The sequence below is a fragment of the Corynebacterium drakensteinense genome (assembly GCF_041224285.1).
In the GTDB taxonomy this organism is placed as follows: domain Bacteria; phylum Actinomycetota; class Actinomycetes; order Mycobacteriales; family Mycobacteriaceae; genus Corynebacterium.
The window spans coordinates 1-11,443 of record NZ_JAXOFP010000031.1 but is presented as its reverse complement, the minus strand read 5'-3'; the positions used below and the strand labels follow the sequence as shown (position 1 = coordinate 11,443).

14 protein-coding genes and 2 pseudogenes are annotated in these 11,443 nt (G+C 62.1%); 8 read left to right on the top strand and 8 right to left on the bottom strand.

Annotated features, from left to right (window positions below; genetic code table 11):
• Nucleotides 1-167 precede the first annotated feature (167 nt).
• Nucleotides 168-359, top strand: coding sequence for a hypothetical protein (locus U1140_RS11235; RefSeq protein ID WP_284574483.1), 192 nt, complete (start codon nt 168-170; stop codon nt 357-359).
• Complete coding sequence (locus tag U1140_RS11230; RefSeq protein WP_369847940.1) at nt 356-502, top strand: hypothetical protein; 147 nt, start codon at nt 356-358, stop codon at nt 500-502. Before U1140_RS11235 ends, U1140_RS11230 begins: the two co-directional genes overlap by 4 nt.
• Nucleotides 503-947: 445 nt before the next feature.
• Here U1140_RS11230 and U1140_RS11225 read toward each other — a convergent pair whose 3' ends face one another.
• The 8 genes and pseudogenes from U1140_RS11225 to U1140_RS11190 all read right to left on the bottom strand — a co-directional run bounded on the left by U1140_RS11225 (nt 948) and on the right by U1140_RS11190 (nt 5,228).
• Complete coding sequence (locus U1140_RS11225; RefSeq protein ID WP_369847939.1) at nt 948-1,541, bottom strand: cadmium resistance transporter; 594 nt, start codon at nt 1,539-1,541, stop codon at nt 948-950.
• Nucleotides 1,542-1,901, bottom strand: coding sequence for a Cd(II)/Pb(II)-sensing metalloregulatory transcriptional regulator CmtR (cmtR, locus tag U1140_RS11220; protein ID WP_249606219.1), 360 nt, complete (start codon nt 1,899-1,901; stop codon nt 1,542-1,544).
• A gap of 163 nt (nt 1,902-2,064) precedes the next feature.
• Nucleotides 2,065-2,247, bottom strand: a complete 183-nt coding sequence (locus U1140_RS11215) for an integrase core domain-containing protein (protein ID WP_369847943.1) — start codon at nt 2,245-2,247, stop codon at nt 2,065-2,067.
• Nucleotides 2,248-2,417: 170 nt separating this feature from the next.
• Entirely contained in the window at nt 2,418-2,645 is a 228-nt protein-coding gene (locus tag U1140_RS11210) for a DDE-type integrase/transposase/recombinase (RefSeq protein WP_369847937.1), read from the bottom strand.
• On the bottom strand, nt 2,611-2,880 hold the full coding sequence (locus U1140_RS11205) for an IS3 family transposase (RefSeq protein ID WP_369847936.1): 270 nt from the start codon (nt 2,878-2,880) through the stop codon (nt 2,611-2,613). Before U1140_RS11205 ends, U1140_RS11210 begins: the two co-directional genes overlap by 35 nt.
• Nucleotides 2,840-3,056 (bottom strand): annotated as a pseudogene (locus U1140_RS11200) (hypothetical protein). Before U1140_RS11200 ends, U1140_RS11205 begins: the two are co-directional and overlap by 41 nt.
• A 43-nt stretch (nt 3,057-3,099) precedes the next feature.
• The gene (locus tag U1140_RS11195) at nt 3,100-4,581 is read right to left on the bottom strand and encodes a multicopper oxidase family protein (protein ID WP_369847935.1); all 1,482 of its coding nucleotides are present in this window, start codon (nt 4,579-4,581) and stop codon (nt 3,100-3,102) included.
• Nucleotides 4,582-4,652: 71 nt separating this feature from the next.
• The gene (locus tag U1140_RS11190; protein WP_284815624.1) at nt 4,653-5,228 is read right to left on the bottom strand and encodes a CueP family metal-binding protein; all 576 of its coding nucleotides are present in this window, start codon (nt 5,226-5,228) and stop codon (nt 4,653-4,655) included.
• A gap of 405 nt (nt 5,229-5,633) precedes the next feature.
• Between U1140_RS11190 and U1140_RS11185 the strand changes: the two genes are divergently transcribed.
• The 6 genes and pseudogenes from U1140_RS11185 to U1140_RS11160 all read left to right on the top strand — a co-directional run.
• Nucleotides 5,634-6,356, top strand: coding sequence for a response regulator transcription factor (locus U1140_RS11185; protein WP_021352496.1), 723 nt, complete (start codon nt 5,634-5,636; stop codon nt 6,354-6,356).
• Nucleotides 6,353-7,480, top strand: a complete 1,128-nt coding sequence (locus U1140_RS11180) for a sensor histidine kinase (RefSeq protein WP_369847934.1) — start codon at nt 6,353-6,355, stop codon at nt 7,478-7,480. The genes U1140_RS11185 and U1140_RS11180 overlap by 4 nt, the downstream gene beginning before the upstream one ends.
• Nucleotides 7,481-7,594: 114 nt before the next feature.
• The gene (locus U1140_RS11175) at nt 7,595-7,921 is read left to right on the top strand and encodes a heavy-metal-associated domain-containing protein (RefSeq protein ID WP_278722462.1); all 327 of its coding nucleotides are present in this window, start codon (nt 7,595-7,597) and stop codon (nt 7,919-7,921) included.
• A 51-nt stretch (nt 7,922-7,972) separates the two neighbouring features.
• The gene (locus U1140_RS11170) at nt 7,973-10,207 is read left to right on the top strand and encodes a copper-translocating P-type ATPase (RefSeq protein ID WP_369847933.1); all 2,235 of its coding nucleotides are present in this window, start codon (nt 7,973-7,975) and stop codon (nt 10,205-10,207) included.
• Between the two features lie 47 nt (nt 10,208-10,254).
• Nucleotides 10,255-10,869: a YdhK family protein gene (locus U1140_RS11165; RefSeq protein ID WP_049168108.1), complete on the top strand. Its 615-nt coding sequence runs from the start codon at nt 10,255-10,257 to the stop codon at nt 10,867-10,869.
• Between the two features lie 267 nt (nt 10,870-11,136).
• Nucleotides 11,137-11,289: pseudogene (locus U1140_RS11160) on the top strand (IS6 family transposase); the annotation flags it as partial.
• Nucleotides 11,290-11,443 lie beyond the last annotated feature (154 nt).

The window sequence follows — 11,443 nt, the reverse complement described above, 5'->3', positions numbered from 1 at the left end:
GTCTTGGTGGCAGATTGAGTCCTGTCGAATACTTCTAACGCTTTAAGTCGTTGCGCATTCGTGTATCGAATATTAGTCATGCGGAAAATCTCTCCAAGATTTCGTCCGCATCCCCTCCTGCTACTTAACCCGTAAACGACGGGTTAAACGCCAACCTCGACTTCCGCATGACGAAACAGAGCTTCGCTAAGGGAGCAGCAAAAACCATTCCTGTAGTCGGTGCAGTCATCTCGGGAGGACTGACGTTCGCGACCTTCCCGCCCATGGCCAAGCGCTTGCCGAAACACCTGGCAGACCTCGCGCTGGCCAAACCCTGTGGTGTACCAAATACCACTGATACGGGGATAACGCCGGCATGACAACGACCTCGGCTCAGTTTGACGCTGTCATTGCCGCAACCCGCCACATCCCCGAAGCAAACTTCACCGCCTACCGCGGCGGCTGTCCTCAAGAGATCAGTACAGCCTTTATCGATGCTGTGTTCTCGATTCGGGGCCAGTAGTACGAGACTTCGCTACACCTGGCCGTGGCGTCAGGAACCGCGTGCAGGCCTTCCGTTCCGACAACCCGCGCGATCCTCGACGAGGTACACCCCAATAGGGCAGGTTTAAAATTACTGTCAGAGTCAGAAGGCGTTGGCACAGATGGCCCCCGGTGAAGCAGAAACCTTCGGCCACCGAATTAATGCAAAAGCATATGACAGCCTCGACGCCATGATCGACAAGGCACGATACGACCCGGCGACCGCCTCAACGCGTGCTCGACTTAATGACGTATCCCCCAGGATGTCCGCAATCCGTTCGCCCATCTCAGCATCCCACTGGAATTTCTGTCGCCCTAGCGTGGTTGAGCCCCTGCGGCAACGGCTTTTGACAACTTCATGGGCGGTTCAGTTGACGCAGGTGAGAAAACCTAGAGAGGCCCTGGGGGCATGGGGGATGAGCTTATTAAAGGCCGAAGGCACCGCCGCTGACGAGGATGAAGATACCCAGGCCAATCAAAACGATCGGGAACAGCACATGCTCCCAGCGTTCGAGAACCTCCGCGATCGGTGGACGGGTGGCCACGAACTTCGCCAACAGGACTAGGCCCGCCACCAGGATCAGAAAGACGACGCAGTAGATGATAACGGTGGCGGTATCCACGCTGAGAAAAACCGGGACATAGACGCCGATATTGTCGCCACCGTTGGCAAAGGTCACCCCGGCGACGGTCAAGACGCTTACGTTCTTTCCGCTGACTTTCGCGTCATCGTCGTCATCGTCTCCCCGCCAGGCTTGCCAGGCTGCCCACAGCCCCAGGGCCAGGGGGATCAGCCCGAAGTAGGGGATCGCCTCGGTGGGCAGGAAGGCATCCGCCCCTAGGGTGACCAGAATCGTGGCTGCGAGGATGCCCGCGAAACCAAGGTACTGCCCGGCCAGGATCCGAAGTGTGGTCCCTGCTTGGCCGGCCCCACGGGCGAAGAACAGCGAGAGCACGATGATGTCGTCGATATTGGTGGCGATAAACAGACCAACCGCCCCCAGGAGACCAGTTACCACTTACCTGTTCCCCTCTCCGGTGGTGCACCCGGGCACATCACATGCCGAGTCAATACATGGGGCATTCTCGTCGGCAGCCAGAGTGGTATCCAGCAGTGAGTTCAGCGCCTGGACAAGATGGGCGTCGACGATCTCGTAGCGGGTCTTCCGCCCCTGCGGTTCGGCGACCACAATTCCGCAGTCCCGTAGGCAAGTGAGGTGGTTCGACACATTTGACCGCGTCAGTTCTAGCTCCCGGGCGAGAGCAGCCGGATAGGTCGGGCCGCCCAGCAGGCTCAGGAGAATACGGGATCGGGTGGGGTCTGCCATCGCCCGACCCAATCGGTTCATCACGTCCAAGCGCGAAGAAATAGTCAGCATACACTGAACTATACAGCTGTTGCTGAACTGTCGCCACGAGGGGCGAACGTCGGCCCGACGGTGTTGTGTTTCTGTGCCTGTTTCCGCGCGGCTTTAGTGTCTTCCCCTTTCGTGTTTGTGCGGTTGTTGAATCTGTGCCTGTGAAGTGTCCTAGGTTTTGTTCCTAGGCATTTACCCTATTTTCTATTGTTTCCCGAGCCTCGTCTTGTTCCCAAAACGAGGCTTCAACCTCAACCGGGGTGCGGTACCCCAAGCTTTGATGCAGCCTTGTCTCGTTCCACCATGACACCCACTCGAACGTTGCGATTTCTACCTCGACAACATCATCCCACCTGTGAGTATGGATCAGTTCGTTCTTGTGAGGGGCCGTTCACGTTTTCAGCCAAAGCATTGTCATATCAGTCACCAACCGTTCCAGTGGAAGATTGAATCCGGAATTCAGCAAGTTTCTCGTTGTAGATAACACTGACATACTGCGAACCGTGGTCAGAATGGTGCACCAAACCTGTTGTTTCTTCAGCACACACTATCGCCTGGTTGAGAGCTTGCAGCGGCAAAGCCTGAAGTGCGCATGGAATCTGATAACGCCCACCCAACGATCCGCCTGGAGTAAACGTCGGTGACAAATGCGGCATACACAAAGCCTTTCTTCGTGCGCACATACGTAATGTCAGCCACCCACAGCTTGTTCGGGCTCTGGGCTTTGAATTCACGCTCGACCAAGTCTGGGCGCAGATCCGGCACGTTGAGGTGTGCGCGTTGTAATTGGTGACCGGCCTTTATTTTTGCCTGAAACACCGGCCAGGCGCATCAGCCGGGCGGTGTGCTCACGACCGATATCGATTCCTGCACGGCGTAGAGCATGCCACATTTTCCGCACACCGTAGACACCGTAATTAGCTTGATGAACAGCACTAATGCGCTCAACCAGCACGCCATCACGAAGGCGACGAGCCGCCTCCCCATTGCCGGGCAGCATGCCACGAGACAGCTAGTTTTAGTGCCGCGATCTTACACGCTTCCTGCATCGACATGTTTTCTGCCAAGATGCGGTCTTCCATGAGACGGACCACACGATCCTGGGCATCCTGGCCAAATTTTCTTGGCATCTTCCAGATTTTCCGATCTACTTAAACGGAACAAAACCTGGGACACTTCACACCCCCGCCCACCTCGGCACTCAACCCTGCTGTGGGGGTTACTCGTAGCGAAGCGAGCTGACCATCCCGGTTTCCATGTGATAGGCGTTATGGCAGTGAAATGCCCACTCACCGGGGTTGTCAGCGATCAGGTCGGCGATCATGGTTTCACCGTGGCGGAGAAGGACGGTGTCCTTCCGTAGCCCGCCGCTGCCGGGTAGCGCCCACGTGTGGCCGTGGATGTGCATGGGATGGGGCATCATGGTCCTGTTGCGCATGACCATCCGCAGGCGCTGGCCCTCCTGCACGGTCGCGGAGGAGGATTGGCCGTCGGCGAGAATGCTCCATTCATACGGCATCATCTGCCCGCCCAGGTCGATACTGACTTCTCGGTCTGGTGTGCCCTCGGGCAGGAGTGCACGGTCTGCTGGCTTCAGGGAGGATAGAAGCAGTCCGGTGGACGACAACTCGGGGAAGTCGACATCGGGGTGGGGGGCCTGGCCGCCGGCGGTGCGGATGACGGCGAAGGCGCGGTCGTCCTTACCCACCGCCAAAGCCGTGAGCGGGAAGATGCCGTCGCCGAGGATGACCTCGACGTCGACACGCTCGCCCATCGACAGGTAGATCGATTCGGTCTCCCAGGGCTGGACAGGGAAGCCGTCGGTGTGGGTGACGGTCATGCGGTGACCACCGAGGGCCACCTTGAAGATGGTGTCACCGCCGGAGTTGATAAACCGCAGGCGGGCCTTGTCGCCCGGGCGAGCCTCGAAGGTCCGGTGAGCACGGGGGATACGTCCGTTGATGAGGTAGTGCGGATACATCACATCGCCGACATCCCCGCCCAGTACTCGGTCCGGGGTGCCGTGCATCATCTGGCCGTGACCTCCCATTCCCATCCTCCCGTTATGGTCGCCCGAACCCATTCCGGTGAGCTTGTCGAGCTCATCGTCGGGAGTGCTCTGAATGCCATCGACCCAGTCGTCGAGCACGATGGTCCACTCGACGTCCTGGTCCTCAGCGTCTTGCGGGTCACGGATGATCAGTGGGGCGTGGAGGCCGCGATCAAGCTGCAGGCCGGTGTGGGAATGGTAGAAGTAGGTGCCACCGTGGGGGACTTCAAAAGCATAGGAGAAAGACTCGCCAGGTTCAATGGGGTCCTGGGTCATGCCGGGCACACCGTCGGCTGCGTTGTGGAGTGCGATGCCATGCCAGTGGATGGAGGTGCTCTCAGGAAGTTCATTGGTGATATCGACCTGGAGTACGTCGCCGGCGGTGGCCTCAATGGCCGCATCCCCGGTGTCAGAGACGTATCCCCACGTCTTGGCTTCGATGCCGCCGATATCCAGAGAGAGGGGCCGGGCGGTCAGTGTTCGACGCACCGTCGGCTCACCGAGCGCAGTGGGGGTGGGAGTGGGGCGAAGGGAGGGACCTGGTGCCGAGGCAGCGGGTCCAGGGTCGCTGGTGCAGGCGGCCACGGCCCCGGTGCCGGCGAGGACGAGCCCGCCGAGCAGAAACTGTCGTCGGGAAAACGCGTTCGTCATGATTTAACCTTCCTTGATGCAAGATTTCAGTGACACGGGAGACAGGCGCAGGTGAGGACCCTGCTGAGCCATCACGTCAGGCGCAGGTCTGTGACACAGGTGGCACCGTCGTCGGTGGTGGAAAACTCCGTGGTGCCGGTACGCCCCTGATAGCTGACCTCAATCAGGCCGGTGGCATCATCGGGAAGCCAGAAGCCAATAAACCCGTTGTCGAAGGTGGTTGTCGCCTCGTCCACCAGCACCTCACCGGTCGCCTCATCGGTGATCGTGACCTGGATATCCTCATTGTCGAGTTCCCCCAGGCAGGTCGTGAGGCTGTGGTAGAAGCAGTCGTGGGTGGAGGTGAGATAGGGTGCGATCGAGACATACGTCTGATTGTCGGGAAGATCGACCACGACTTCCTGGCCATCGCTCGAGAGCAGCAGTTCATCGGCACGCACTGAGGCGATCAGATCCGTGGGACGCTCAGTGACCTTCTGCCGGTCGAGGTGATCAATGATCTCCACCGCGTCCATGGCGGCCAGGCCATGGGTAGTCAGGAATGTATCCTGGGACACCGTCCCGTCGGCGGTGGGTTCCGGGTCGGCGGCCGAACACCCCGTGAGGGTGAGGGCAAGGGCGGCGGCTGCGATCGCTGCTCGTTTCACGTCAATCTCCTTGGATCGTGGTAAGACCGTGAGAAGACACCGCCTCAAGGTCGGTGCCATACCTTTATCTAGCACGGGTGCCTGACGGACTAGCAATCAAAAACCCTGCTCACAGCCTTATAACAGGGCGAAAATGGGGTGAATTCGGTGGGCTGGGTCACCACTGGTACACCACCCCACAGCCGTGGGCGATGTCCTTCTACCCGCCCCGGGTATGCGGTGCAGGCAGTGAAATCCCTGGTGGAGCCTGCTGAACTGACCAGGGGAGGCGATGCCGCCGGCCCGGGGTGGGGCACAGGGGTGACGGCGGTCGAAGGGTGATGTTTGAAGATTTGATGAAGATTTCCCCGCCGGGCACTGAGCGAGGGTGGTATTCCCCCCCTGGCCGGAGCGATACTGGGGTCTATGGCTGACCGCACACCGACCACCGCCACGCCCCCGGGGCGGGTGCTGGTCGTCGATGATGAACAACCCCTGGCTCAGATGGTGGCCTCCTACCTCATCCGGGCCGGCTTCGATACCCGCCAGGCGCATACCGGCACCCAGGCCGTGGATGAGGCCCGTCGCTTTTCCCCCGATGTTGTGGTGCTGGATCTGGGGCTGCCCGAACTCGACGGCCTGGAGGTGTGCCGACGGATCCGCGCCTTCTCGGATTGCTACATCCTCATGCTCACCGCGCGTGGCAGCGAGGACGACAAGATCAGCGGTTTGACCCTGGGGGCGGATGACTACATCACCAAACCTTTTAGCATCCGGGAACTGGTGACCCGGGTGCATGCGGTGCTGCGCCGCCCGCGCACCAGCACCACCCCACCGCAGGTGACCACCCCCTTGATCGTTGGTGACCTCATCCTTGACCCCGTCGCCCATCAGGTGCGGGTGGGGGAGACGACCGTGGAGCTCACCCGCACGGAGTTCGAGCTGCTGGTTGCCCTGGCCCTGCGCCCCGGCCAGGTGCTGACCCGCCACGACCTGGTCACCGAGGTCTGGGACACCACCTGGGTCGGTGATGAACGCATCGTCGATGTCCACATCGGCAACTTGCGTCGCAAGCTCGGCACCGACACCCAGGGCCGGGGGTTTATCGACACCGTGCGTGGCGTGGGCTACCGGGTGGAGCAGCCATGAATCACGGACCCGGCCTGACCTTCCGCTTCCTGGCCGCCCAGGTGTTGGTCGTGGTGATTAGCCTGCTGGTGGCTGCGGCCGTGGCCACGATGGTGGGTCCGACCCTGTTCCATGATCATATGTTGATGACCGGCCAGGAGGACCCCTCGCTGGAGCTGTTCCATGCCGAGCAGGCCTACCGGGGCGCCAACCTGATCACCCTGGCCGTCGCCCTGCCCACCGCCTTGATCAGCGCCCTGCTGGCCAGCCTGTGGTTATCGCGTCGTCTGCGCACCCCCCTGCAGGATCTCACCCGCGCCGCTACCAGCCTGACGGCCGGCAACTCCCGTATCCGCGTGCCCGCCGGAAAAGCAGGCCCCGAGGTCACCACCCTGGCGCATGCCTTCAACACCATGGCCGACCGGCTGGAACACACCGAACAGGTCCGCCGCCAGATGCTCTCTGATCTGGCCCACGAAATGGGCACCCCCTTATCGGTGCTCATGGTCTACCTCGATGGTCTCCAGGACGGGGTCGTGGACTGGAATAATGCCACCCACACGATCATGGCTGACCAACTCACCCGCCTGACCCGGTTGATGGAAGACATCGACGATGTCTCCCGGGCCCAGGAACACCGGATCGATTTCGACCTGGCAGAGGAAGGGCTCGGGGATCTGCTCCATACCGCCGCTGCTGCCGCGGGGGAGGCTTATGCTGACAAAGGCGTCGATTTACAGGTCGAGACCATTACGGACACCGCCCGGGTGCTCGTGGACCGGCAACGCTTCGGCCAGGTGATGAGCAATCTCCTTTCGAACGCGCTACGACACACCCCGGCCGGCGGGCAGGTCCGGATCAGCGTCCACCGACAGGGGGCGTCCACCGCACTCATCCACGTCGCCGATGACGGCGAGGGCATCCCGCCTGACCAGCTCAGATACATCTTCGAACGCTTCTACCGGGGGGATGCCGCCCGCAGCCGGGACGACGGCGGGGCCGGTATCGGTCTGACCATCTCCAAGGCATTGATCGAGGCCCACGGCGGCACTCTCACCGCCACCTCCCCCGGACCCGGTCGCGGAGCGGTGTTTGCCCTCCGCCTCCCGCTGTCCCCTCCCGACAGTGAGGAGGCTGCTCGGTGACCACACCCTGCCCTGCGTGAGAGCCGCGCCCTCCACCCATTGAAAATATACCCCTGGGGGGTATATGCTAGAGAGTGGCATCGCCGCATCCCACCGACTCGTAGGAGCTTTCCCATGATCACCTCCCCGCCCCGCCTCTTGCCGATGGCCTCCCACGGCTGCAGCTGTTGCGGACCTGCCTCACGTGCCGACACCGCCTCCATCCCTGCCGCCAGCGACTCGTCAGCAGGAGGGTCCTCCCCTAGCTACCAGGTCACCGGCCTGACCTGCGGGCACTGCGCGAAAAGCGTGACCCAGGCCCTTCAGGCCCTCCCCCAAGTCGACGACGTCCAGATTGATCTCGCTGCTGGTGGAGTTTCCACCGTCACGGTCACCGGTGTCGTACCTCCGGAGATCGTTCGCCGGGCCATCGAGGAGGCTGGCTACACCGTCTTATCCTGATCAGTTTTACCCATCATCTCGACCCCGACCGGGTTGAGCGAAAGGAACGTCATGAGCACTCCCCACCATTCGGGTGATCACCATGGTGATCACCCCGCTCCGGAAACAGACCACACCCACCACCCGGATCATGCCAGCCACGAACACCACGCAGATGCCGACACCCACGGCCAGGCAATGCCCCACGATCACCCGCATTCCGCCCCGGACGAAGACCACCACGTTCATGGTCACGGCGAACACGCCGGACACAGCACCGCAATGTTTCGGGACCGCTTCTGGTGGTCGCTGATTCTGTCCATTCCCGTCATTATTTTCAGCCCCATGGTCGCTCACCTGCTCGGCTACCACCTCCCGGCATTCCCCGGATCCACCTGGATCCCCCCGGTGCTGGGCACGATCATCTTCGTCTACGGCGGAACGCCTTTCCTCAAGGGCGGATGGAAAGAACTGAAATCCCGCCAACCCGGGATGATGCTCCTGATCGCCATGGCCATCACCGTGGCGTTTGTCGCCTCCTGGGTCACCACTCTGGGGCTGGGCGGTTTTGACCTGGACTTCTGGTGGGAGCTGGCCCTGCTGGTGACCATCATGCTGCTGGGCCACTGGCTGGAGATGCGCGCTCTCGGGGCCGCGTCCTCCGCGCTTGACGCGCTGGCTGCCCTGCTGCCGGATGAGGCCGAGAAAGTCATCGACGGGACCACCCGCACCGTGGCCATCTCCGAGCTGGTCGTCGACGACGTCGTGCTGGTGAGGGCCGGTGCCCGGGTGCCGGCCGACGGAACCATCCTCGACGGAGCCGCCGAATTCGATGAGGCGATGATCACCGGCGAATCCCGTCCCGTCTTCCGCGACACCGGTGACAAGGTGGTCGCCGGTACCGTGGCCACCGACAACACCGTCCGCATCCGGGTGGAGGCTACCGGCGGGGACACCGCCCTGGCTGGGATCCAACGCATGGTTGCCGACGCCCAGGAGTCCTCCTCCCGGGCCCAGGCCCTGGCGGATCGGGCAGCGGCGTTGTTGTTCTGGTTCGCGCTGATCTCCGCTCTGATCACCGCGGTGGTGTGGACCATCATCGGCAGCCCGGACGATGCCGTGGTGCGCACGGTCACGGTGCTGGTCATCGCCTGTCCGCACGCCCTGGGCCTGGCGATTCCGCTGGTCATTGCGATCTCCAGCGAGCGGGCCGCGAAATCCGGGGTGCTCATCAAGGACCGGATGGCGCTCGAGCGGATGCGCACCATCGACGTGGTGCTCTTCGACAAAACCGGCACCCTGACCGAGGGTACGCACGCGGTCACCGGTGTCGCGGCAGTTGTCGGCGTCACCGAGGGCGAGCTACTGGCCCTGGCCGCCGTCGCGGAGGCCGACAGCGAGCACCCCGTGGCCCGCGCCATCGTGGCGGCCGCGGCCGCCCATCCCGAGGCCTCCCGTCGGCAAATCCGTGCAATTGGTTTCAGCGCCGCCTCCGGCCGGGGAGTCCGGGCCACTGTCGATGGCGCTGAGATCCTCGTGGGCGGGCCGAACATGCTGCGCGAGTTCAACCTCACCACCCCGGCCGAGCTCACCGACACCACCAGCGCCTGGACCGGGCGTGGGGCCGGTGTGCTCCATATTGTCCGCGACGGTCAGATCATCGGTGCGGTAGCCGTCGAGGACAAGATCCGCCCCGAATCCCGTGCCGCCGTGAAAGCCGTGCAGGACCGCGGGGTGAAGGTCGCGATGATTACCGGCGACGCCCAGCAGGTGGCCCAGGCGGTTGGTCAGGACCTAGGCATTGATGAGGTCTTCGCCGAGGTCCTGCCCCAGGACAAAGACACCAAGGTCACGCAGCTGCAGGACCGGGGTTTGAGCGTGGCCATGGTCGGTGACGGTGTCAATGACGCCCCCGCTCTGACCCGCGCGGACGTCGGTATCGCCATCGGTGCCGGCACGGATGTGGCCATGGAATCTGCCGGGGTGGTCCTAGCCAGTGATGACCCGCGGGCAGTGCTGTCGATGATTGAGCTGTCCCAGGCCAGCTACCGCAAGATGATCCAGAACCTGATCTGGGCCTCTGGCTACAACATCCTCGCCGTGCCGTTGGCCGCCGGAGTGCTCGCCTCGATCGGGTTCGTGCTGTCCCCGGCCGTGGGCGCGATCTTGATGTCTGCCTCGACCATCGTGGTGGCCCTGAACGCCCAGCTGTTGCGCCGCATTGATCTGGAGCCGGCTCACCTGGCTCCGACCGACGGGAAGGAGGAACACAGTGGGTCGATATCCCCCGTAACCGTTACTGACTGACCTTGTCTCTCGACCCCTAACTCACACCACTTTTGAAAGGAACGCTCATGAAACGCAGCATTACCCTCGCCGCCTTGGTACTGACCTCCACCCTGGCGCTGACCGCTTGCAGCGACGCCACCGACAACTCCGACGATGCCGACACCACCAGCACCACGACGGCAACCGCAGAGACCAACGAGACCCACCAGGAAGACACCACCACTGCCGACGAAGAGCACGGCGGGCACGACCACCCTGCCGACGGTGGGACACCGCCGGCAGGCATTGAAGAGGCCGAGGATCCCACGTACCCGGTGGGCACCGAGGTCATCCTCACCGCTGACCACATGCCCGGCATGGACGGGGCCACCGCCACCATTTCCGGGGCGTTTGACACCACGACCTATTCGGTCAGCTACACTCCCGCCGAGGGTGGGGCCCCGGTTACCGACCACCGCTGGGTCGTCCATGAGGAGCTCGTCGATCCGGGTCAGGCCCCCCTGCCCGACGGGGCGAGCGTTGTCCTGGATGCCGAGCACATGTCCGGCATGAAGGGTGCTGAGGCCACCATCGATTACTCCACCGAGGAGACGGTCTACATGGTTGATCTCACCGTCGACGGGATGACGATGACCAACCACAAGTGGGTCACCGAGAGTGAGATCCAACCCGCCGAATAGTCCACCCACCCTGAACCGAGAGACCAGACAAGGCACCCGCTCCAGAGTCGGTCATCAATCGCTGCCGACCATGCCGCAGCACACCAGCCACACACGGAACCTGCACGCCCACAGGGCCCACGCTGAGGTAGACCTTCTGTGTCACTGCTTCTCTTAGTCAGGGAAATATGCCCTGGAATGACCCTGGTGATAGGAGTTCATTCCAGGGCTTTGGGTGCTGTTGCAAAGTTGGGGCAGTAGGAAGAGCGACGTGAACTAATCACAGCCATGGGTATTTTCTCGGGTCGTCATTTCCCCCGTGACATTATTCTGTGGGCAGTGGGTGGTACTGCCGCTACGGGGTGAGCTACCGCGCTCTGGAGGAAATGATGACTTCAGCGGGGTGTGTCGGTTGATCACACCACGATCTACCGCTGGGTCTAGAAAACTGATTATATAACTGTGGATTGAAGTGTCCCAGGTTTTGTTCCGTTTGAGTAGATGGGAAAATCTGGAACATGCCCAAAAAATTTGACCAGGATGCAAAGGACCGCGTGGTCCGTCTCGTGGAAGACCGCATCTTGGCGGAAAATAT

Bases quoted from the DNA above. Each gene is read 5' to 3' on its own strand.
- U1140_RS11235 (WP_284574483.1), top strand. From the start codon at position 168: ATGACGAAACAGAGCTTCGCTAAGGGAGCAGCAAAAACCATTCCTGTA.
- U1140_RS11230 (WP_369847940.1), top strand. From the start codon at position 356: ATGACAACGACCTCGGCTCAGTTTGACGCTGTCATTGCCGCAACCCGC.
- cmtR (WP_249606219.1), bottom strand. From the start codon at position 1,901: ATGCTGACTATTTCTTCGCGCTTGGACGTGATGAACCGATTGGGTCGG.
- U1140_RS11205 (WP_369847936.1), bottom strand. From the start codon at position 2,880: ATGCTGCCCGGCAATGGGGAGGCGGCTCGTCGCCTTCGTGATGGCGTG.
- U1140_RS11195 (WP_369847935.1), bottom strand. From the start codon at position 4,581: ATGACGAACGCGTTTTCCCGACGACAGTTTCTGCTCGGCGGGCTCGTC.
- U1140_RS11185 (WP_021352496.1), top strand. From the start codon at position 5,634: ATGGCTGACCGCACACCGACCACCGCCACGCCCCCGGGGCGGGTGCTG.
- U1140_RS11180 (WP_369847934.1), top strand. From the start codon at position 6,353: ATGAATCACGGACCCGGCCTGACCTTCCGCTTCCTGGCCGCCCAGGTG.
- U1140_RS11175 (WP_278722462.1), top strand. From the start codon at position 7,595: ATGATCACCTCCCCGCCCCGCCTCTTGCCGATGGCCTCCCACGGCTGC.
- U1140_RS11170 (WP_369847933.1), top strand. From the start codon at position 7,973: ATGAGCACTCCCCACCATTCGGGTGATCACCATGGTGATCACCCCGCT.
- U1140_RS11165 (WP_049168108.1), top strand. From the start codon at position 10,255: ATGAAACGCAGCATTACCCTCGCCGCCTTGGTACTGACCTCCACCCTG.